Source organism: Cupriavidus sp. 21MJTG02-4 (assembly GCF_057798975.1).
Genome location: NZ_JBYOJP010000001.1, coordinates 221,096 through 242,615 on the forward strand (window position 1 = coordinate 221,096; position 21,520 = coordinate 242,615).

The window sequence follows — 21,520 nt, forward strand, 5'->3', positions numbered from 1 at the left end:
CGCACGGCAGGCAAAGCGGCCGCGCAATAGAAAAAGCGCCGCTCGAAGGCGGCGCCACATGATATACCGCCCGGCCCGGGATCAGGCGACGGCGAGCTGCGCGCCCTTCGTGTCAGCCCCGTCCGGACGGATGATGCGCTGGATATGGGCCTCGATGCGCCCGCTGCGTTCGTCCAGGCCGTTGAGCACTTCTTCCAGGTCGGCGATGCGGCTTTCCAGCGTGTCGGTGGCCTCGTGGATGCGTTCGATCGAATCGACACGGCGCCGCAGCTGCTTCTGATGCTCGCGCACCTGCGCTTCCAGCGGCGTCATCACGGACTTGAGCCAGACTTCGATATCACGGTTCAGGTCGCGGAAATTCTCCAGCACGCGGCTGGCCATGGTGTCGAACGCGCCCTGCACCAGGTTTGGCCTTGAGCGCGTCAGCATGTTGACCGCGCCGAAGTGCGACTGCACGAGCTGCAGGATCTCGCCGAGTTCGGCGACATAGCGCGAGGTCACGAACTGCATCGGCGCCGGCAGCGTGAAGCCATGCTCGGCATTGAAGCGCCGGTACATGCTGTCGATGAGCTGGTGCAGCTGGCCGATCTTGTTATCCGCGTCGGTGATCAGCGTGGTCAGCCGCGCGAACAGCGCGTCCATGTCTTCACGCAGCCCGCGCGAGAAGAAGCGCTCCTTCATCTGCTCGCGCGCCTCGCGCATGGTGCGGCGCACGTCGCGCAGTTGCAGGCTCTTGATGATGTCCGCGCTGTGGCGGCCAAACACCAGTCTCAACGCCTGGAACTTGCTGATGCTCTGCTCGAACTCTTCCTTCTCGCTCTGCACGCGCATCAGCATGTGCTTGACCATCGCGTGGTTCTTGCCACGCAGGCCGCGCAGTTCGAACAGCTGTTCGACGATGTCGCGTCGGCGGCTCTGCAGCAGTTGCTGCGCGCCGCGCGCCATGTCCTGCACCGAGCGATGGACCTGGTCGGCGACGATCTCGCGCCGGCGCGGAATCAGCTGCTCGGACAGCACGTGCTCGAAATTCGGCAGGCCGCTGCGTGCCAGCAGCGTCTGGTCATGCGTGACCTTGGCCACCAGGCCCTTCTGCGCCGACACCGGATAGACGCGCCCCTGCTCGATGCCGAGCACCTGCGCCGTCGAGGTGACCTGGCCCGAGATCTCCTTGGCGATCTCGCCCTGCGACTTCAACGGGTCCCACAGGCCGTCGATCTTGTTGAGTACGGCCAGGCAGCCGCGGCGATGGCCGGCGCCCACGTGCCCGCGCCAGAGTTCCAGGTCGCTCTTGGTCACGCCGGCGTCCGCGGCCAGCACGAACACCACCACGTGTGCATCCGGGATCAGGCGCAGCGTCAGCTCCGGCTCGGTGCCGATCGCGTTCAGTCCCGGCGTATCGAGAATCACCAGCCCCTGGCGCAGCAGCGGATGCGGGAAATTGATGACCGCGTGGCGCCAGCGCGAGATCTCGACCATGCCTTCGGCATCCACCGCATAGGCGGCGTCCGGGTCTTCCTCGTGGTACAGGCCCAGCGCTTCGGCCTGGGCCGGCGGCACGCGGATGGTCTCGACCACATGCTGGAACGCCGCCAGCATGCCCTCGGGCGATGACGGGTCCAGCGGCACCGAGTGCCAGTGCGACGCTGAAGTGCCGGCCTCCAGGAAATCCGCGGTCGAGGCTTCCTGCAGCCGGGTTTCGATCGGCAGCAAGCGGATGCTGGGCGGCTCCTGCTCGTCGTAGCGCAGCTCCGTGGGGCACATGGTGGTGCGCCCGGCCGATGACGGCAGGATGCGGCGCCCGTAGTCGGCGAAGAAGATGGCGTTGATCAGTTCGCTCTTGCCGCGCGAGAACTCGGCAATGAAGGCGACCTTGAGCCGGTCGCTGCGCAGCACGCTCTGGATGCGCTGCACGCGTTCTTCGGCGGTCGCGTCGTAGAGGTCGTGCTGCTGCAGCCACGACTGGAATTCGGCCAGCGACTGGAGTACCCCGGTTCTCCAGGCGCCGTATTGTTCAAATTGGTGTGCGAGCGTGGTCATGGCGGCGGTTCGGCTGGGTTCCTGTCCGGCAATCTGGCGCAAGTGCCGACTTTGCAAGCGTGCGGTGTTTTTGTAACTTTTTATGACTGCGCACAAGATACAGGTTTCCGGGGCGCTTTTGTGGCGCTTTTGTGGAATTCGCGCCCCTTGGCCGCAGAGTGTTGCGCCGAGCCATCGACACCCGGCGGGACGCCCCCTTGGCCGCCAGGGCGCCGCGCTTCAATGCTGGCAGTGCGTACAGTAGAAGGTCGAACGCTGGCCCTGGACGATCTGCCGCACCGGCGTGCCGCAGATCCGGCAAGGCTCTCCGGCGCGGTCGTAGACAAAGCAGTCGAGCTGGAAATAGCCGCTCGCGCCGTCGCTGCCGACAAAGTCGCGCAGCGTGCTGCCACCGCGTTCGATGGCCTGCGCCAGCGTTTCGCGCACCGCCAGCGCCAGCCGTTCGCAGCGCGCGAGGCTCAGCCGGCCGGCCGGCGTGGTCGGGCGGATGCCCGCGCGGAACAGGCTTTCGGAGGCGTAGATATTGCCCACGCCCACCACGATATTGCCGGCCAGCAGCACGGTCTTGATCGCCGCGGAACGCCCGCGCGTATGGCGGTGCAGCCAGTCGCCGTCGAAATGCGGATCGAACGGCTCAATGCCGAGCCCGCGCAGCAGCGGGTGTCCGGGCAGCATGGCCTCGCTCAGCGGGCTCCAGAGCACGGCGCCGAAACGGCGCGGATCGCGAAAGCGCAGCACGATACGGTTGCCGCCGGCATCGTCCAGCGCAAGGTCCAGGTGGTCGTGGGTGCCGGCGGCCGGCGCATCGGGCAGCACGCGCAGCGTCCCGGTCATGCCCAGGTGGACCAGCAACCAGCCGGCATCGCCCGTGGCTTCATCGACGCACTCCAGCAGCAGGTACTTGCCGCGCCGCTCGATACGCTGCACCAGGCGGCCGGCCAGGCGTGCCTCCAGGTCGTCGTCGATGGGCCAGCGCAAGCCGCGATGGCGCACGATCACGTCGGCAATACGCCGCCCCACCACATGCGGCAGCAGGCCGCGCCGGGTCACTTCGACCTCCGGCAATTCAGGCATCGAACCTCTCCGTTGGTTACCGCTCCAAACTCCTGCCGGAAGCGCGCACGCCTTGCTGCGCCGGCAAGCAGCGCATTGTAGCGGCAGGCTACAATGCCCCTATCATTCGAACGCCTGAACGCGCCGGAGCAATCATCACATGTCGGAACTTTTTCCGGATCCCGTTGCGAGACCCGCTGCCATGGACTTCCCCGCGAAGGCCATCACTGTGCGCCCAGGCATGCCCGCTCGGTCGGCGGCCAGTACCGGGCGCCACATCCGGTCCCTGATCGCGGGCGCCTGCCTGGCGCTTGGCGCGGTCGGCGCGGTCCAGGCCGCGCCGGCGCAGCCCGACAAGGCGCCCGCCGGCGTCACGCTGCCGAACGTATCGCTGACCGGCGACATCATGTACAGCGTGATGGCTGCCGAGATCTCGCTGCAGCGCGGCCTGGTCGGCCCGGCCTATCGGACCTACGTCGAACTGGCCCGCTCCACGCGTGACCCGCGCTTTGCCCAGCGTGCGACGGAGATCGCCTTCAATGCGCGCATCCCGCAGCAGGCGCTCGACGCCGCGCGGCTGTGGAGCGACATCGCGCCCGGCTCGCCCGCGGCGCGCCAGGTGCTCTCGACCCTGCTGGTGCTCAATGGGCGCTGGAGCGACGCACGGCCGCTGCTGGTCCAGCAGTTGGCCGGCGTGCCCGCCAACCATCGTGCCGAGGGCATCCTCCAGCTTCAACAGCAGATGTCGCGCACGAGCGATCCCGCGGGCGCCGCGGCGCTGCTGCAGGAGCTGACCCGCGACGATGCGCGGCTGCCCGAAACGCAGCTTGCCATTGCCCGGGCACAGGAGATCGCGGGCAACATGCCAGCCGCGCTTGCGGCGCTCGATGAAGCGCTGCGGCTGCGCCCCGATTTCGAGCCCGCGGCGCTGATGGCAGCCGAATTGCGCGCCGAGAGCGAGCCCGACAAGGCGATTACCGGCCTGCGCCGCTTCCTCGACAAGTCGCCGCGGTCGGTCAGCGGCCACATCACGCTGGCGCGCCTGTACCTGATGCGCAATGACATGCCAGCCGCGCGCCAGGAATTCGAGACGCTGCGCAAGGTTGCGCCAAACGACCCGCGCGTGCCGCTCGCGCTGGGGCTGACCAGCCTCCAGGCCCGGGATTTCGGCGAGGCCGAGCAGTACCTCAAGGAATACCTGCAGCTGGCCGAGAAAGTACCCACCGCCAATCCGGACATCGCCTTCCAGTACCTGGCGCAGATTGCCGAGGAACGCAAGGACTACGCCGGCGCGATCCAGTGGCTCGAACGCATCGAGGACAGCCGCCTGGCACCGGCCGCCGCGGCCAAGCGCGCGCAGCTGCTCGCACGCATGGGCAAGCTCGACGATGCCCAGGCCATCTTCGGCGACATGCTCAGCGACGCCGAGGACATCCCCGATCCGGCCCAGCGCTCGCAGCGCATGATGGCGATCCGCCAGGCCGAGGTCGCCACGCTGATGGAGACCAAGTCCTACGACCGCGCGCGCAAGCTGCTCGACGAACGCATCACGGCCGAGCCGGAGAATGCCGACTGGATCTACGAGCTGGCCATGCTGGACGAGCGCCAGAAGCGCTACGACCGGATGGAGCAGGGCCTGCGCCGCGTGATCGCGCTGCAGCCTGAGCAAAAGCAGGGCTACAACGCGCTCGGCTACTCGCTGGCCGACCGTAACGTACGCCTGCCCGAGGCGCGCAAGCTGCTTGAACGCGCCTCCGAACTCGGGCCGGATGATCCGTACATCATGGATAGCCTGGCCTGGGTGAAATTCCGCATGGGCGAATTGCAGCCGGCGGCGGAACTGCTCAAGAACGCCTACGCCAAGGCGCCCGAGGCCGAGATCGGCGCGCACCTGGGCGAAGTGCTGTGGCAGCTCGGCGAGCGCGACGAAGCCCGCAAGACATGGACCGAAGCCGCCAAGATCGAGCCGGAAAACGAAATCCTGGTCGATACCCTGCGCCGCTACAACGTCCTGCTGTCCAAGTAAGCCCGGGCCGGTCCATGCGACCGGCCGCGCCATCTGTCGCGGGCCGTCCCACCAGGGCGGCCCCGCTTTCCTGAATGCCGAACATGAACCGATCCCGCCGCCTGGCCCTGCTTTGCCTTGGCGCGCCCATGCTGCTGGCAGCCTGCGCCAGCGTCGCGCCTTCGCGCGGCTTCGATGCCGGCGAAACCGCCGCAAGCCGGCACTACACCGGCCGCTTTTCCGCAAACTACGTCCGCTATGGCCGCGACGAAGGGGTGCAGGGCAGCTTCCGCTGGGAGGAACAGGGCCGCAACGTTCGCCTTGACCTGCTCTCGCCGCTGGGCCAGACGCTGGCCGTCGTCACCGCCACGCCTTCGGGCGCGACCCTTGACCTGCCCAACCAGCCGCCGCGCAATGCGCCGGAAGTCGACAGCCTGCTCGAAGACGCGCTCGGCTTTGCGCTGCCGGTGGCCGGCATGCGCGACTGGCTGCACGGGCGCCCTTCGGCCGGGCGCCCGGCCAAGGCCACGCGCGATGCCCAGGGGCGCCTCGCCACGCTGGCACAGGACGGCTGGAGCGTGCGCTACGTGGCCTGGCAGGATGTGCCCGCCAGCGCGCAGACGACGACGGCGCGACCGCGCCGCATTGACCTGGAGCGCGACGGCGGCCCTACGCCGCTGTCGGTCAAGCTTGTGATCGATCCGGAGGAAACACCTTGACCGGGACCACCAACTTGCCTCCGCCGCAACTGCGCGATTGCCCGGCGCCGGCCAAGCTCAACCTGTTCCTGCACGTCACCGGCCGGCGCCCGGATGGCTACCACACGCTGCAGACGGTGTTCCAGCTCGTGGACTGGTGCGATACGCTGCATTTCCAGCGCCGCGACGACGGTATCGTGACGCGCGCCACGGACATCCCCGGCGTGCCGGCGCAGACCGACCTCGTCGTGCGTGCAGCGCGCGCGCTGCAGCAGGCGACGGGCACGCGCTACGGCGCCGACATCGAGATCGACAAGTTCCTGCCGATGGGCGGCGGCATCGGCGGCGGCTCCTCCGACGCGGCCACGACGCTGCTGGCGCTGAACCACCTGTGGGGACTTGGCCTGGCGCGCGCGGAGCTGATGCGCATCGGGCTGACGCTGGGTGCGGACGTGCCCGTCTTCGTGTTCGGGCAAAACGCCTTCGCCGAAGGCATCGGCGAAGAACTGACGCCCGTCGAGCTGCCTGACAGCTGGTTCGTGATCATCCATCCGAAACAACATGTGCCGACGTCTGAAATTTTTTCGGACGAGTGCTTGACAAGGGACACCCCCCTCTCCATAATTGCGGTCTTCGCTGCTTGCACAAACAAATTCTCTTTCGGTCGCAACGACCTGGAAGCGATAGCAACAGCGAAGTTCGGCGAAGTTGCCCGAGCCCTTGGATGGCTGAAGCAGTTCAATCAGCATGCAAGGATGACCGGTTCCGGAGCCTGCGTGTTTGCACGTTTTCCCGACGAGCAGACGGCGCAGCAGGTCCTGAAGCGGTTGCCTCCTGAATGGGATGGCAGGTGTGTGCGCAGTCTGGCACATCACCCGCTCGCAGCGTTCGCATAGCAAGTTTTGGTTCGGCGCGGTACAGCGGTCAGGTATCACGACGAGCAGCAAGGTTGTGTAGGGGAGTCGCCAAGTTGGTCAAGGCACCGGATTTTGATTCCGGCATTCGAAGGTTCGAATCCTTCTTCCCCTGCCATTACATTCCTATAGTGTCCTCACGGACCCTCAGTATCAGTCACCGGCCTTGCCGGTGACTACAAGCTCCCCCAGCAGCAAGACAGGTGCCCCGAATGAGCAGCGAAGGCTTGATGGTATTTACCGGCAACGCCAACCCCAAACTCGCGGAGGCTGTCGTACAGCACCTCGGCATTCCTCTGGGCAAGGCGCTCGTTGGCCGTTTCTCAGACGGCGAAGTTCAGGTTGATATCCAGGAAAACGTTCGCGGCAAGCACGTCATCGTGCTGCAGTCCACCTGCGCGCCGACCAACGACAACCTGATGGAACTGATGGTGATGGTCGACGCGCTCAAGCGCGCCTCGGCACGCAGCATCACCGCCGCCATGCCCTACTTCGGCTATGCCCGCCAGGACCGCCGCCCGCGCTCGGCGCGCGTCGCGATCTCGGCCAAGGTCGTGGCCAACATGCTCGAAGTCGCTGGTGTCGAGCGCGTGCTGACGATGGACCTGCACGCCGACCAGATCCAGGGCTTCTTCGATATCCCCGTCGACAACATCTACGCTTCGCCGGTACTCCTGGGCGACCTGCGCGAGAAGAACTACGGTGACCTGCTGGTCGTGTCGCCGGACGTCGGCGGCGTGGTCCGCGCCCGTGCGCTGGCCAAGGAACTGAACTGCGACCTGGCGATCATCGACAAGCGTCGTCCCAAGGCCAACGTGGCCGAGGTGATGAACATCATCGGTGAAGTCGACGGCCGCAACTGCGTGATCATGGACGACATGATCGACACCGGCGGCACGCTCTGCAAGGCGGCCCAGGTGCTGAAGGAGCGCGGCGCGCTGAAGGTTTTCGCCTATTGCACGCACCCCGTGCTGTCCGGCGGCGCGGCTGCCCGCATCGCGGACTCGGCACTGGACGAAGTGGTGGTGTGCGACACCATCCCGCTGTCGGAAGAAGCTGCCAAATGCAGCAAGATCCGCCAGCTGTCGACCGCCCCGCTGCTGGCCGAAACGTTCACGCGTATCGTCAAGGGCGACTCGATCATGTCGCTGTTCGCGGGTTCCTGATAGAATTTTCGGCTTTGCCGCGCTGATTGCGGGTTTTCCGGCAATCAGCGCGTGTGACCGGCGCATCAGTTTCGATTGCGCCACAACAGGGCTGTCTGGTCGCGGACAGCCTTCTTTACTTTGGAGTCATCATGAAAGTAGTCGCTTTCGAGCGTAGCGTACAGGGAACGGGTGCGAGCCGCCGCCTGCGCAATTCGGGCAAGACCCCCGGCATCATCTACGGCGGCGCTGCCGATCCGAAGATGATCGAACTGGATCACAACGCGCTGTGGCACGCCCTGAAGAAGGAAGCCTTCCACTCGTCGATCCTGGACCTGGAAGTTGCCGGCAAGTCGGAAAAGGCCCTGCTGCGCGCATTCCAGATGCACCCGTTCAAGCCGATGGTGCTGCACGTCGATTTCCAGCGCGTGTCGGCCAGCGAAAAGATCCACGTCAAGGTACCCCTGCACTTCATGAACCAGGAAACCGCTCCTGGCGTGAAGCTGGGCCACGGCCTGGTCAACCACATCGTGAACGACCTGGAAGTGTCGTGCCTGCCGGCCGACCTGCCCGAGTTCATCGAAGTGGACGTCGGCACGATGGAACTGGGCCAGACCCTGCACCTGGCTGACCTGAAGCTGCCGAAGGGCGTGACCGTCGTGACCCACGGCGACGAAAACCCGGCCATCGCCAGCATCTCGCTGCCGGCTGGTGCCGCTTCGGCTGCCGAAGGCGCTGAAGGCGAAGGCGAAACGCCGGCTGCCTAAGCTGCCTACCCGGCATTGCGGCCTGGCCGCAAGACGGAAAAAACCGCCGGTCCTGCCGGCGGTTTTTTTTGGCGTATGCTTGGCGGCTGCGGTTCGACATGAACCCCGCCGCCATCCAATCCAGTTCATCGCATGATCAAGCTCATCGTCGGCCTAGGTAATCCCGGAGCGGAATACGAGGCTACCCGCCACAACGCCGGCTTCTGGCTGGTGGATCAGCTGGCCCGCATGGGCGGCACCACGCTGCGCGTGGAAGGCCGTTTCCACGGCCTGGCCGGACGGGCCCGCCTGTGGGACCAGGACATCTGGCTGCTCAAGCCGTCCACGTTCATGAACCGCTCTGGCCTGGCCGTGGTGTCGCTGGCCCGCTTCTACAAGATCCTGCCTGACGAGATCGTGGTCGCGCATGACGAGATGGACCTGCCTCCGGGCGCCGCCAAGCTCAAGCGCGGCGGCGGCGCCGGTGGCCACAACGGCCTGAAGGACATCGCCGCTCATCTGACCACGCAGGAATTCTGGCGCCTGCGCCTCGGCGTGGGGCATCCGCGCAACCTGCCCGGCGGCGCCGGCGCGGGCCGTGAGGATGTCGTCAACTTCGTGCTCAAGCCGCCGCGCAAGGAAGAGCAGCAGGCAATCGACGAAGCCATCGATCGCTGCGTCGACCCGCTCGGCCTGCTGGCCAGGGGAGATGCGGAGCGCGCCATGGCGCAGTTGCATACCGCCCGTTGATCCAGCCGGCGCAGGCATAGCCCTGCGACAACTACGTGAAACCGAATGACAACGGGCCGCCATCAGCGGCCCGTTGTCATTTCGATATCCGTTTCGCATCCGGTCTCTTGTTGCAGACATCTTGTCATCAGAGTTACACGGACAGCACCTACATTGCGGGCTCAGCAAGCGGGCCGGCATTACAGGATGGCGGCCGCACATGACGAACCTCACAGGAGAATGTCCATGTCGTACCTGACCGACGCAGCGCGCGCCGCCAGCCGTGCCGCCAAGCCCGATGTTGACGTGCCCGGCCAGAGGCTGGAGGACATCGTGGCCGCCAATCCGGCACGCCGACGCGTGCTGCGCGGCGGTCTCGGTTTGTCGCTGGCTACCGCTTTCGGCAGTGGCGTGCTGTCCGCGTGCGGCGGCGGCGACGATTCGGCCGCGGCACCGGCAGCGGCACCCGCTCCGGCGCCCTCTCCCGCACCGGTTGCCACGCCCGACGCTGTCCCAGCGAGCTACGAAGTTACCTTCGAACCTGTGGCCAGGTCGACCGCCGATGCCGTGATCGTGCCCAACGGCTACCGCGTCGACGTGCTGTTCTCCGCCGGAGATCCGGTCGAGGCCGGCTCCACCGGCTATGCCGGCGCCTTCCAGTCCTCGGCCGAAACCGAGCGCCAGGCAGGCGGCAATCACGACGGCATGCACTACTTCGCGCTGCCGGGCGTCGATCCGCAGAAAGGCGGCCTGCTCGCGATCAACCATGAACTGCCCGACTACAATATCCTGTTTGCCGGCGGCACCTACAACGCCAGCACCGCCACGCCTGAGGAAAAGCGCATCGCGCTTTCGGCCGTCGGCATCTCGGTGATCGAGGTGGAGCTGGCCGCAAGCGGCAACTGGCAAGTCAAGCGCGGCTCCATCTACAACAAGCGCCACACCGGCAACTCGCTGTATCGGGTGAGCGGCCCGGCCGCGTCCGCAGTAGGCTCGACCGTGGTCGGCATGCTCAACAACTGCTCGAGCGGCTACACGCCGTGGGGCACGTACCTGACCTGCGAAGAAAGCACGGACAATTACCTCGACCCGACCCAGGACGAGAAGGGTTACGGATGGGTCGTCGAAATCGATCCGTACGGCACGCTCGGCGCGCCGGCCAAGCGCACCGCCATGGGTCGCTTCGACCATGAGAACGTCGCCTTCCTGGCGGATGCCGGCAACAATGTCGCCTTCTACATGGGCGACGACGGCACGCCAGGCTGCATCTACAAATTCGTGCCGACCAAGGCGTTCGACCCGGACAACCGCGCCGCCAACGCCAACCTGCTGGACAACGGCACGCTGTTCGTCGCCAGGTTCAACGCCGATGGCAGCGGCAAGTGGGTGGAGCTGACGCAGGGCAAGAACGGCCTGACCGTCGGCGCCTCCGACCCGGGCAACTGGACCCAGTTCGCCACATCGCCGGCCCCGGCCACGGTCGACTTCGCCAGCCAGGCCGACGTGCTGGTCAACACCAAAGCAGCGGCGCGCGTGGCCGGCGGCACGCTGATGGACCGCCCAGAGTGGATCACCGTGGCGCCGGATAAGTCCATCTATTGCACGCTGACGAACAACAGCGGACGCAAACAGACCGACGCCGCCAACCCGCGCACGAGCAATCTGCATGGCCACATCATTCAGTGGCAGGAAGCGGGCGGCTCGCCGCTGGCCACCACGTTCACCTGGAGCATCCTGCTGCAGGCCGGCGACCCATCGCTGGCAACCGCCAACCTGAAGGGCAACATCAACGGCGACACGTTCTCGAGCCCGGACGGCCTGCGCGTGGACCCGAAGGGCCGCCTGTGGGTCGAAACCGACTCGAGCACCAGCGCCAGCTACATCAACACCTTCGGCAACAACAGCATGTACTACATTGCGCCGACCGGTCAGTCAAAGCGCTTCCTGACCGGCCCGACCGGCTGCGAGATTACCGGCATTGCGTACACGCCGGACCTGACCACCTGCTTCATCAATATCCAGCATCCCACCGGCAAGTGGCCGGATGCGGCCAAGCCGCCGCGCTCGTCCACCATCGTGGTGCGTCGACCCGACGGCAAGCCGATGGGCGCCTGACCGCGCAGTGTTGTAGGCAGTACCGTAGTAACTGGGGAAAATTAAACCCCCGCCACCTTGCGGTGGCGGGGGCTTTTTTGTGCCGTATCGACCTGTCGCCCGTATGGGGGCGGCAATTCAGGCAGCGTGCTTGGCGGCCGTCAGCAGGCGGTAGCGCTGCATCAGCACCTCATGGGTCTCGATCCGGTTCGGATCCTTGGGGATGCAGGCGACCGGGCAGACCTGCTGGCATTGCGGTTCATCGAAATGCCCGACGCATTCGGTGCACTTGTTGGGGTCGATTTCATAGATCTCGGGCCCCATCGAAATGGCTTCGTTCGGGCACTCGGGTTCACAAACGTCGCAGTTGATGCAGTCGTCGGTGATCAGTAGCGCCATGGTGTTTCCTTCCAGCTGACGCGCCCGCGCCCGAACTGGCCGCGAATCGACGCGTCTGAACCGGTATTTTATTCCGGTTTGGCGATTTTCTCTTGCAGCCAGCGCTCCACCGACGGGAACACGAACTTGCTGACATCGCCGCCAAGCACCGCAATCTCGCGCACGAAGGTGCCGGAGATGAACTGGTACTGGTCGGACGGCGTGAGGAACATGGTTTCCACGTCCGGCAGCAGGTAGCGGTTCATGCCCGCCATCTGGAACTCGTACTCGAAATCCGACACGGCGCGCAGGCCGCGCACGATCACGCGTGCGTTGTTCTTGCGGACAAAATCCTTGAGCAGCCCGGCAAAGCCTTCGACACGCACATTGGGATAGTGGCCCAGCACTTCACGAGCGATGCTGATGCGCTCTTCGAGCGAGAAAAACGGGCGCTTGTTGGGGCTGTGCGCCACGCCAACCACCAGCTCGTCGAAAATATTCGACGCACGGCGGACCAGATCCTCGTGCCCCCGGGTCATGGGATCAAACGTACCGGGGTAGACCGCGATGGCCATACTTCCTCCTTGATCTGCCCGCTGCCGGCCCTTTTCCGGACCGCCCTGACCTACCGGCCGCGCCGGGTGGTTGATGCGTCGCGAGCGTTATAACAGCGGCGTAGTGTAACGCTAATTCCGTGAATTGGAAGTCGTCAAGGTGTGCTTTTGCCGCATCGCACCGTGCGCCGCCGCATGCATCAAGCCGCACCGTTCCCGGCGCTGCGGTGCTGTAGCAGGTGGAAATGCACCGCGCCGGCGCGTGCCTGGCGGACGATCTCCAGCGATGCGGGGACCGGCGCATCCGCGCCGGTCAGCGAACGGTCCGTTTCCACGTACACGGCCCCGCCAGCGCTCAGGAGCCGCGCCGCATGTTCCAGTGCGGGCCGCAGCCAGTCCTCGGCAAAGGGCGGATCCAGGAAGATCACATCGAAGCTGGCGTCCGGCATCTGTGCCGCAATCGCAAATGCGTCGCCTTGCATCACGCGAATCTGGGGGGCGTCGAGCCGGTACTGGTTGTCGCGCAACTGCCTGGCCACACGCGGGTTGAATTCGACCAGCGTGACGCCCTGTGCACCGCGCGACGCCGCTTCGAAACCGAGCGCGCCGGAGCCGGCGAACAGGTCCAGGCAGTTCAGGCCTGCAAGGTCCTGTCCGAGCCAGTTGAACAGGGTCTCCCGCACGCGGTCGGGCGTGGGCCGCAGCCCTTGCGCTTCGGGCACGGGCAGCATCGTGCGCTTCCAGCGGCCACCGATAATGCGGACCTGGGACGGCGCCTGGCGCGGCGCCGGAGAAGACGATCGCCCGCTCGCGGCGGGCGAAGGAGATCGGGAACGCGAATTCATCCCGTGATTGTAGAGCCTGACGGCGCTTCAGCCACCCCTGGACGTTGCGGATCGCGTGCGAGGGGCGCCAGAGGACTATCGCTCACTCCGGACCCCCGACGATCACCGTGGCCATGGCGTCAGGATGGACATGGCGCCCGAACGCCGCCTTCACCTGCTGGCCGGTAACCTTGCCGATCTGCGTCGTCCAGGTGTCCAGGTATTCGAGTGGAAGTCCGTACCAGCCGATATTCGCCACGTTGGTCAGCAGCTTGCGGTTGCTGTCGATGCGCAGCGGGAAGCCGTTGATGAGGTTGTCCTTCGCTGCCTTTAGCTCGGCATCGGTCGGGCCTTCGGCGACGAAGCGGGCCAGCACCTGCCGGACCAGCGCCAGCGCCTCGTTGGTCTGCTCCTTCTTGGTCTGCAGGCTGATGCCGAACGGGCCCGGCTGCTTCGACGGCGCAAAGTAGCTGTCCACACCGTAGGTGAGTCCGCGCTTCTCTCGCACCTCATCGGTCAGGCGCGAGCTGAAGCCGCCGCCGCCCAGCACGTAGTTGCCGACCAGCAGCGCGAAGTAATCCGGATCGCCGCGTGCGATCGACGGCTGGCCAGTCACCACCGCCGCCTGCTGCGCGGGATGCGGTACGCGCTGCTCGCTGGCCGGAATGGTCATCCGCACCTGCGGCATGGCCGGCGGCGCACTGCCCTGCGGCAGGCCGCTGGTCAGCTTCTCGGCAATCGCTTCGGCCTGCTTGCGGTCGACCGCGCCGATCAGCGTGACCACCGCGCGCGACGCGCCGTAGTTGTCGCGCCAGAACTTGACGATGTCGTCGCGCGTGATCGACTCGACCGAGGCCGCAGTGGCCGACACGCCGTACGGGTGGCCCGGATACATCGCCTTGGCCAGCGCCTTGTCGGCGATCACGCCCGGCTTGGCGTCTGCCTCGCGGATCGCGCTGACCAGGCGCTGCTTCTCGCGGCCCACCACGGCATCCGGATAAGTGGGCGCCTGGATAAGCTGCATGGCCAGCGCCACGGACTGGTCGAGCTCCGGCTGCGCGGTCAGCGTGCGCATGCCGATGCCGCCGCGGTCACCGCCGGCCGCGCCGCCGAAGACGGCACCGGTATCGGCAAAGGCGTCGGCAATCTGCGCCTCGTCGCGCGCGGGCTGGCCGCTGCGCGCGGCCGCCCCCTTGTCGAGCAGCGCCGCAGTCAGCGTGGCAAGCCCGGCCTTGCCGGCAGGGTCATAGCGGCTGCCGGCGTCGAAATCGACATTGACGTCCAGCATCGGGATCGACGGGCTGTGTACGTAGAACACCTGCGCGCCGGTGGAGGCAGTCCAGTGTTCGATCGGAATGGCGGCCAGCGCGCCATGTGCGACCAGGAGCGCCAGCGCGCCCAGGGCCGCGCCGGCCAGCCGGCGCAGTGCGCGCGGCGAAGGAATAATCAACTCGCTCATCGCGCTCATCTCGCTTATCTCGGATAACGACATGCGTGGATTCTCAGTGGCGCAGGCCTTCGGGTGCCTTTGCCTTGGGCTTGTTCGGATCAATCGGCTGCGGCAACAACGTGGCTACGGTCAGGTTGTCGTCGTTGAAGTACTTCGCGGCCACCGCCTGCACCTGAGCCGGGGTGACTTCCTTGATCTTGTCGAGGATGCGATCGATGTTGCGCCACGAAATGCCGGAGATCTCCGCGACACCGATTTCCATGCCCTGCCCGAACACCGAATCGCGCTTGTAGATCTGGCTGGCGACGACCTGCGCCTTGACGCGCTTGAGTTCCTCCGGCGACACGCCGCTCTTGGCGATGCGCTGGATTTCCTCGCGCAGCGCCGCCTCGATCTGGTCGGTGGTGTGGCCATCGGCCGGCGTGCCGTCGAGCACGAACAGGGAATTGCCGCGGTTGATGCTGTCGTAGCCGACGTTGACGTCATCGGCCAGGCGCTGCTCGCGCACCAGCTCGCGCGTCAGGCGCGCGTTGTCGTAGCCGTTGAGCACGGCGGCCAGCACCTCCAGCGCGTAGGGGTCGACATCCTTTTCCACGTCGCGCAGACGCGGCACCTTGTAGGCCATCACCATGTACGGGTTCTCGGCCGGCGCCTTCACCCAGATGCGCTTGATGCCGATCTGCGGCGGGTCGACCTGCTCCTTGCGCAGCGGCAGCGTGCGCGGCTTGAGCTTGCCGTAATAGCGTTCGGCCATGGCACGCACCTCGGCCGGCTTGACGTCGCCGGTAACGATCACCGTGGCGTTGTTGGGCACGTACCAGCCGTGGTACCAGGCCTGGACATCGTCCAGGCGCATGTTGACCAGGTCGTCCATCCAGCCGATCACCGGGTGCCGGTAAGGCGCGGCGACATAGACCGCGGCGAGCAGCTGCTCGTAGACCGTGCCGCGCGCCGAGTCGTCGGTGCGCAGGCGGCGCTCCTCCATCACGACCTTCATCTCGCGCTCGAACTCGCCCTGGTTGAAGATGAGGTTGGCCATGCGGTCGGCCTCCAGCTCCATCATCCTTGGCAGGTATTGCTTGCTGATCTGCTGGTAATAGAGCGTGAAGTCGCGGTTGGTCATGGCGTTCTCGCGCCCGCCGAGCGCCGCGACCTGCTTGGAGAACTCGCCCACGCCGACCTTGGGCGTGCCCTTGAACATCATGTGCTCGAGCATGTGGGCGACGCCGGTGGTGCCGCTGACCTCGTCGACGCCGCCGACGCGATACCAGATCTGGTGCGCCACCGTGGGCGCCCGATGGTCTTCCTTGACGATCAGGCGCAGGCCGTTGGACAAGCGGTATTCGGTGGTGCCCTGCGACGTGGCGCCGACCGGGGCCGTCTGTCCGGACGGCATGGGCGAGGCGACCGTGCGCTGCGCCTGGGCGCCGGCCGACCACGGCAACGCGGCCAGCAGCAGGACGGGCAGTGCCCGCCTGGCCAGGCGTTGCAGCGACGCCCGGCCCGCGGCACGGGCGGGGAAGGGTTCAGGGCGGGCGGCGCCCGTTCCGGTCAAGACTGTGCAATGGTCCATGCAACCCCGTCTGCTAGAATTTTGCCGATCGATTCATGGTTCCATGAATCCGCTGTGTTACGAACTATACGCAAAAGCAGGCGCGCACCACAACGAGAGGCTGGTGGGGTGCCGGAATAACGCGTAAGGCCTGATTGATTAATGACGCCGCCGGACGGCGGCCGATCCTGACGGGGTATTGACCCCTTTCCCCAATGTTTAGTTTCTGGAAGAAGCGCAAGGCCGAGCCGGCCCCAGCGCCGGCAGAACAGCCCGCCGCCACTCCGGCCCAGGCTCCGGAGCCCTCCCCTGTCGCCAGCCCGGCACAGTCCCTTGCCCCATCCCCCGCGCCGGTTGCGACCGTTGCACCGGCAGGAGTGGCACCGGCACCGGTCGCGCTCGACGAGCTGGAACTGACCCCGGCGCCGGTGCAGTCAGCCGAAGCCCGCCGCGGCTGGGTGCAGCGCCTGCGCACCGGCCTGTCGAAGACCAGCCGCAATATCAGCACGCTGTTTGTCGGCATGAAGGTCGACGAAGCCCTGTTCGAGGAGCTGGAAACCGCCCTGCTGATGGCTGACGCCGGCGTCGAGGCGACCGAATACCTGCTCGGCGAACTGCGCAAGCGCGTCCGCAACGACCGCATCGAGACCGCCGAGGGCGTCAAGGCCGCGCTGCGCGACCTGCTGATCCAGCTGCTGCGTCCGCTCGAAAAAACCATGGCGCTGGGCCGCGAGCAGCCGCTGGTGATGATGATCGCGGGCGTCAACGGCGCCGGCAAGACCACCAGCATCGGCAAGCTGTGCAAGCATTTCCAGCACTACGGCCAGTCCGTGCTGCTGGCCGCCGGCGATACCTTCCGCGCCGCCGCGCGCGAACAGCTGACCATCTGGGGCGAGCGCAACAACGTGACCGTGGTGGCGCAGGAAAGCGGCGACCCGGCCGCCGTGATCTTCGATGCCGTCAATGCGGCGCGCGCGCGCGGCATCGACATCGTCATGGCCGACACCGCCGGTCGCCTGCCCACGCAGCTGCACCTGATGGAGGAGCTCAAGAAGGTCAAGCGCGTGATCAGCAAGGCCATGCCCACCGCCCCGCACGAGGTCCTGCTGGTAATCGACGCCAACACTGGTCAGAACGCCCTGGCGCAAACGCGCGCGTTCGACGATGCGCTCGGCCTGACCGGCCTGATCGTCACCAAGCTCGACGGCACCGCCAAGGGCGGCATCCTGGCCGCCATTGCGCGCCAGCGGCCGGTGCCGGTCTACTTCATCGGCGTCGGCGAGAAGGTCGAGGACCTGCAGCCGTTCAAGGCCGAGGAGTTTGCCGACGCGCTGCTCGGCTGATGGCTTCGCCAGAATGAGAAAACGCCCCGGCATGCCGGGGCGTTATTCATGGCAGGGACGCCGCCAATCATTCGGCGTCCGGCTGTTCCTTAGGCTGTGCTTTCTGGAAAGCAGGCAGCTCCATGCACGCGTCCTGGATCCGCGCGATGGTCGGGTAACGGCTCACGTCGATATTGAAGCGCTGCGCGTTGAAGACCTGCGGCACCAGGCAGATATCGGCCAGCGTCGGTGTATCGCCGAAGCAGAAGCGGCCGGCCTTGCCCTGGCGCTCCAGGTTGGCCTGGACCGAGGCAAAGCCCAGTTCGATCCAGTGCCGGTACCACGCGTCCTTGGCCTCGTCGGCAACGCCCAGCGTGCGCTTGATGTACTTCAGCACGCGCAGGTTGTTCAGCGGATGGATCTCGCAGGCAACCTCCAGCGCCAGGCCGCGCACGTAGGCGCGATCCAGTGCGGTGCCGGGCAGCAGCTTCGGCTCGGGATGGATCTCGTCCAGGTACTCGATCATGGCCACCGACTGCTGCAGCACCTGGCCGTCGTCGAGCACCAGCGCCGGCACCAGGCCGTCCGGATTCACCGCGCGGAACTCGGGCAGCAACTGCTGCCCGCCGTCCTTGAGCAGGTGTACCGGCACGTAGTCGTACGGCAGGCCCTTCAGCTCCAGCGCGATACGCACGCGATAGGACGCGGAGCTCCGGAAATAGCTGTAGAGCTTCATCGGATCAGACCACCTTGATGGTCAGGTCACCCACGCCGCCGACGTGGCACTGCATCACGTCGCCCTTGACCACCGGGCCCACGCCCTCGGGCGTGCCGCTGAAGATCACGTCGCCGGGCTGCAGTTCGAACAGCTTCGACAGGTACGACACCATTTCCGGCACCGACCAGATCAGGTCGGCCAGGTCGCCGCGCTGCTTTTCCGCGCCGTTGACGGACAACGTCACCTCGCCCTTCTCCGGATGGCCGATGGCCGATGCCGGCACGATCGGGCCGATCGGCGCCGAATGGTCGAAAGCCTTGCCGGTCTCCCAGGGGCGGCCGGTCTTCTTCGATTCGTTCTGCAGGTCGCGGCGCGTCATGTCGAGGCCCACGGCGTAGCCGAACACGTGGCTGGCGGCCTGCTCGACCGGGATGTCCTTGCCGCCCTTGCCGATCGCCACGACCATTTCCACTTCATAGTGGACGTTGCTGGTGCCCGGCGGGTACGGGAAGGTGCCCTCCGTACCGTCCGCCACGTAGCTGACCGCGTCCGACGGCTTGCAGAAGAAGAACGGCGGCTCGCGGTCCGGGTCCGAGCCCATTTCGCGGGCGTGGGCGGCATAGTTGCGGCCGACGCAGTACACGCGGCGCACCGGGAAGCTAGCGTTGCTGCCTCGCACGGGCACGCCAACGGGTGCCGGCGGGGCAAAAACGAATTCGGTCATGCATCTCTCCAGGCTTGTTCTGATATTCCTGCGCACGAGTGCGCGGCGTCGCCAGCAGACACCCCCGCGCGCAGCAGGGCAACAGCATACACCTTGCCCGCGGGGCTGCGTACGACGGCATACAGTGGATGGGGGAAAGCCCCCGATGTGCCGGCGGCCGTGCCGCAGTGGGTTCCCGGCGCGGATCTTGCATAACGCGAGGCAACCCAGAATACCCATGACTCGCCACCCTGCGCCCCCTTCGCCCCCTTCGCCAACTCAGTCCAGCGCGTCCTCGCACGGCCGCGCACCGGCCACGCGCACGTTGCGCATCCTGCTGGTGCGCGACCCGCATGACGTCGACCCGCTCAATGTCGAGACCATCCGTGGCGGGCTGATCAGCACGGGATTTACGGACATCGAGACGGTGGACGCCGACCTGCGCCTGCCCGATGTCATCGCGGCCAGGCAACCGGACCTGATCATCATTGCCTCCGAGTCCGCCGCGCGCGACACGGTGGAGCACGTGTGCGTGTCCACGCAGCATGCGCCACGTCCGATCGTACTGTTCACCGACAACGACGACGCCCAGCGCATCAAGGCCGCGCTGTCGGCCGGCATCACGGCCTATATCGTCGACGGCCTGCGCGCCGAGCGCGTCAAGACCGTGCTGGATGTCGCCTACGCCCGCTTCGAACTCGACCAGCAATTGCGCGCCGAACTCGACGCCACGCGCCTGAAGCTGGCCGAGCGCAAGGTGGTGGAACGCGCCAAGGGCCTGCTGATGCAGGCGCGCGGCATCCCCGAGGACGAGGCCTACAAGCGCCTGCGCAGCATGGCCATGGAACGCGGGCTGAAGCTCGTGGAGGCGGCCCAGCGCGTGATCGACGTGATGGGCTGAGCCCGCGCGTGCGGTGCGGCCGCGGCACGCGGCTGGTGCAATGCACAAAACTGGCGCCGATCCTTGACCGTGGCGCTCCCGCCCGGCCCGGCTTGCGCGGCCGGCGGGCATGACTCGCCCCGAACCCCGCCTTTTTTCCGGATTCAGCCGCCGGGCGGACTCTCCAGGCCTCGCAAGCGCCTGGCATAGCGATTGCGTAATACGCACATCGGCCAACGAGGGCCGATCACAACTCAGCGGGCACGGCCAACGCGGGCCGCGCTACGCCACGGACAACGGCGTCCTGAGCTGCACCCCGTCTTCTGGCGAACGCGGGCTGCGGATCGGGACGCCTTTTCTTCTTGGAGCCCAGCAATGCCCTCTCGCCTCAGGAATGCCAAGCCTCTGCCCGCTGCGGTCGATGCCAACCTCGCCACCGCCGATACGGCCCCGGCCAGCAGCGGCCGCCGCCGCGCCCTCGCCACCATTGCCGGGGCCAGTGTGATGACGCTGGTCGATCCGCTGGTGCGCTCCGGCGCCTGGGCGGCAGGCTCGGACGCGCCCGAGAAGCCGGAGGTGCGCATCGGCTTCATTCCGCTGACCGATTGCGCTTCGGTGGTCATGGCTGCCACGCTCGGGCTGGATAAGAAGTACGGCATCAAGATCACGCCGACCAAGGAGGCTTCCTGGGCCGGCGTACGCGACAAGCTGGTCAACGGCGAACTCGACGCCGCCCACGTGCTGTACGGTCTGATCTATGGCGTGCAGCTCGGCATCGGCGGCCCGAAGAAGGACATGGCGGTCCTGATGAGCCTGAACCACAACGGACAGGCCATCACGCTGTCGTCCAAGCTGGCCGAGAAAGGCGTGAAGGACGGTGCCAGCCTGAAGGCGCTGATGAGCAAGGAAAAGCGCGACTACACCTTCGCCCAGACCTTCCCGACCGGCACGCACGCCATGTGGCTCTACTACTGGCTGGCCGCCAACGGCATCAACCCGATGCAGGACGCCAAGGCCATCACCGTGCCGCCGCCACAGATGGTCGCCAATATGCGCGTGGGCAATATGGACGGCTTCTGCGTGGGCGAGCCGTGGGGCGCGCGCGCCATCGCCGACAAGATCGGCTTCACGGTGGAAACCACGCAGTCGATCTGGAAGGACCATCCCGAGAAGACGCTCGGCACCACCGCCGAGTTCGTGCAGAAGTACCCGAACACGGCGCGCGCGATGGTGGCGGCGATCCTGGAAGCGTCGAAGTACATCGACGCATCGGCCTCGAACCGCCGCAAGACGGCCGAGACCATCGCCGCCAAGTCCTATGTCAACACCGACATGGACATCATCCTCGACCGCATGCTCGGCCGCTACAGCAACGGCCTGGGCAAGACCTGGGATGACCCCGACTCGATGAAGTTCTACCAGGACGGCTCGGCCAACTTCCCGTTCCTGTCGGATGGCATGTGGTTCCTGACGCAGCACAAGCGCTGGGGGCTGCTCAAGACGCACCCCGACTATCTCGCGGTGGCGAAACAGGTCAACCACATCGATGTCTACAAGCAGGCCGCCACCGCGGCGCAGGTGCCGTTGCCCAAGAGCGACTTCCGCACCGCAAAGCTGATCGACGGCGTGGTGTGGGATGCCACCAAGGACCCGAAAGCCTACGCCGATGGCTTCAAGGTCAAGGCCTGACGCGAAGGCCATTGCCATCGATTCGGATT

General features: G+C 66.4%; 19 protein-coding genes and 1 tRNA gene. 11 read left to right on the plus strand and 9 right to left on the minus strand.

Features of this window, described 5'->3' with window-relative positions; all coding sequences use genetic code 11:
* Positions 1-81: 81 nt before the first annotated feature.
* Positions 82-2,037 (minus strand): dynamin family protein, encoded by a 1,956-nt coding sequence (locus AC3FKH_RS01050; protein ID WP_488672200.1) that lies wholly within the window; start codon positions 2,035-2,037, stop codon positions 82-84.
* A gap of 219 nt (positions 2,038-2,256) precedes the next feature.
* On the minus strand, positions 2,257-3,111 hold the full coding sequence (gene mutM / locus AC3FKH_RS01055) for a bifunctional DNA-formamidopyrimidine glycosylase/DNA-(apurinic or apyrimidinic site) lyase (protein ID WP_488672202.1): 855 nt from the start codon (positions 3,109-3,111) through the stop codon (positions 2,257-2,259).
* Between the two features lie 139 nt (positions 3,112-3,250).
* On the opposite strand from mutM, the gene AC3FKH_RS01060 reads away from it, so the two are divergent.
* The 8 genes from AC3FKH_RS01060 to AC3FKH_RS01095 all read left to right on the plus strand — a co-directional run bounded on the left by AC3FKH_RS01060 (position 3,251) and on the right by AC3FKH_RS01095 (position 11,442).
* Positions 3,251-5,116: a tetratricopeptide repeat protein gene (locus AC3FKH_RS01060; RefSeq protein ID WP_488672205.1), complete on the plus strand. Its 1,866-nt coding sequence runs from the start codon at positions 3,251-3,253 to the stop codon at positions 5,114-5,116.
* Between the two features lie 83 nt (positions 5,117-5,199).
* The gene (gene lolB / locus AC3FKH_RS01065) at positions 5,200-5,814 is read left to right on the plus strand and encodes a lipoprotein insertase outer membrane protein LolB (protein ID WP_488672207.1); all 615 of its coding nucleotides are present in this window, start codon (positions 5,200-5,202) and stop codon (positions 5,812-5,814) included.
* The gene (ispE, locus tag AC3FKH_RS01070) at positions 5,811-6,689 is read left to right on the plus strand and encodes a 4-(cytidine 5'-diphospho)-2-C-methyl-D-erythritol kinase (RefSeq protein WP_488672209.1); all 879 of its coding nucleotides are present in this window, start codon (positions 5,811-5,813) and stop codon (positions 6,687-6,689) included. Before lolB ends, ispE begins: the two co-directional genes overlap by 4 nt.
* A 59-nt stretch (positions 6,690-6,748) precedes the next feature.
* Positions 6,749-6,825, plus strand: a tRNA-Gln gene (locus tag AC3FKH_RS01075).
* A gap of 94 nt (positions 6,826-6,919) precedes the next feature.
* Positions 6,920-7,873, plus strand: a complete 954-nt coding sequence (locus AC3FKH_RS01080; protein WP_483710328.1) for a ribose-phosphate pyrophosphokinase — start codon at positions 6,920-6,922, stop codon at positions 7,871-7,873.
* Positions 7,874-8,004: 131 nt separating this feature from the next.
* Positions 8,005-8,619, plus strand: a complete 615-nt coding sequence (locus tag AC3FKH_RS01085) for a 50S ribosomal protein L25/general stress protein Ctc (RefSeq protein WP_483710327.1) — start codon at positions 8,005-8,007, stop codon at positions 8,617-8,619.
* 132 nt (positions 8,620-8,751) lie between these two features.
* A complete protein-coding gene (pth, locus tag AC3FKH_RS01090; protein ID WP_483710326.1) occupies positions 8,752-9,348 on the plus strand; it encodes an aminoacyl-tRNA hydrolase in 597 nt (198 codons plus the stop codon).
* A gap of 225 nt (positions 9,349-9,573) precedes the next feature.
* Positions 9,574-11,442, plus strand: coding sequence for a PhoX family protein (locus AC3FKH_RS01095; RefSeq protein WP_488672212.1), 1,869 nt, complete (start codon positions 9,574-9,576; stop codon positions 11,440-11,442).
* A gap of 117 nt (positions 11,443-11,559) precedes the next feature.
* On the opposite strand, the gene AC3FKH_RS01100 is transcribed toward AC3FKH_RS01095, so the two are convergent.
* The 5 genes from AC3FKH_RS01100 to AC3FKH_RS01120 form a co-directional block, all read right to left on the minus strand.
* Positions 11,560-11,820, minus strand: a complete 261-nt coding sequence (locus tag AC3FKH_RS01100; RefSeq protein WP_066739904.1) for a YfhL family 4Fe-4S dicluster ferredoxin — start codon at positions 11,818-11,820, stop codon at positions 11,560-11,562.
* A gap of 68 nt (positions 11,821-11,888) precedes the next feature.
* Positions 11,889-12,374, minus strand: coding sequence for a pantetheine-phosphate adenylyltransferase (gene coaD / locus AC3FKH_RS01105; RefSeq protein WP_211947085.1), 486 nt, complete (start codon positions 12,372-12,374; stop codon positions 11,889-11,891).
* 179 nt (positions 12,375-12,553) lie between these two features.
* Positions 12,554-13,198 carry a 16S rRNA (guanine(966)-N(2))-methyltransferase RsmD gene (gene rsmD, locus AC3FKH_RS01110; protein ID WP_488672215.1) on the minus strand — a complete coding sequence of 215 codons (645 nt, stop codon included), beginning with the start codon at positions 13,196-13,198 and terminating at the stop codon, positions 12,554-12,556.
* An 82-nt stretch (positions 13,199-13,280) separates the two neighbouring features.
* Positions 13,281-14,636: a M16 family metallopeptidase gene (locus tag AC3FKH_RS01115; protein WP_488672217.1), complete on the minus strand. Its 1,356-nt coding sequence runs from the start codon at positions 14,634-14,636 to the stop codon at positions 13,281-13,283.
* 43 nt (positions 14,637-14,679) lie between these two features.
* On the minus strand, positions 14,680-16,200 hold the full coding sequence (locus tag AC3FKH_RS01120) for a M16 family metallopeptidase (protein ID WP_488672218.1): 1,521 nt from the start codon (positions 16,198-16,200) through the stop codon (positions 14,680-14,682).
* Positions 16,201-16,394: 194 nt separating this feature from the next.
* Here AC3FKH_RS01120 and ftsY point away from each other — a divergent pair, with 194 nt between their 5' ends.
* Positions 16,395-17,522, plus strand: coding sequence for a signal recognition particle-docking protein FtsY (gene ftsY / locus AC3FKH_RS01125; protein WP_488672220.1), 1,128 nt, complete (start codon positions 16,395-16,397; stop codon positions 17,520-17,522).
* 67 nt (positions 17,523-17,589) lie between these two features.
* Here the strand turns inward: ftsY and maiA are convergent, their stop codons facing one another.
* Together maiA and AC3FKH_RS01135 are read right to left on the minus strand one after the other, a co-directional pair.
* Entirely contained in the window at positions 17,590-18,237 is a 648-nt protein-coding gene (gene maiA / locus AC3FKH_RS01130) for a maleylacetoacetate isomerase (RefSeq protein ID WP_488672222.1), read from the minus strand.
* A gap of 4 nt (positions 18,238-18,241) precedes the next feature.
* Positions 18,242-18,943 carry a fumarylacetoacetate hydrolase family protein gene (locus tag AC3FKH_RS01135; protein WP_488672224.1) on the minus strand — a complete coding sequence of 234 codons (702 nt, stop codon included), beginning with the start codon at positions 18,941-18,943 and terminating at the stop codon, positions 18,242-18,244.
* Positions 18,944-19,160: 217 nt separating this feature from the next.
* Here AC3FKH_RS01135 and AC3FKH_RS01140 point away from each other — a divergent pair, with 217 nt between their 5' ends.
* A complete protein-coding gene (locus tag AC3FKH_RS01140) occupies positions 19,161-19,823 on the plus strand; it encodes an ANTAR domain-containing response regulator (protein ID WP_488672226.1) in 663 nt (220 codons plus the stop codon).
* Positions 19,824-20,177: 354 nt separating this feature from the next.
* A complete protein-coding gene (locus AC3FKH_RS01145; RefSeq protein WP_488672228.1) occupies positions 20,178-21,491 on the plus strand; it encodes a CmpA/NrtA family ABC transporter substrate-binding protein in 1,314 nt (437 codons plus the stop codon).
* The last annotated feature ends 29 nt before the right edge of the window (positions 21,492-21,520 follow it).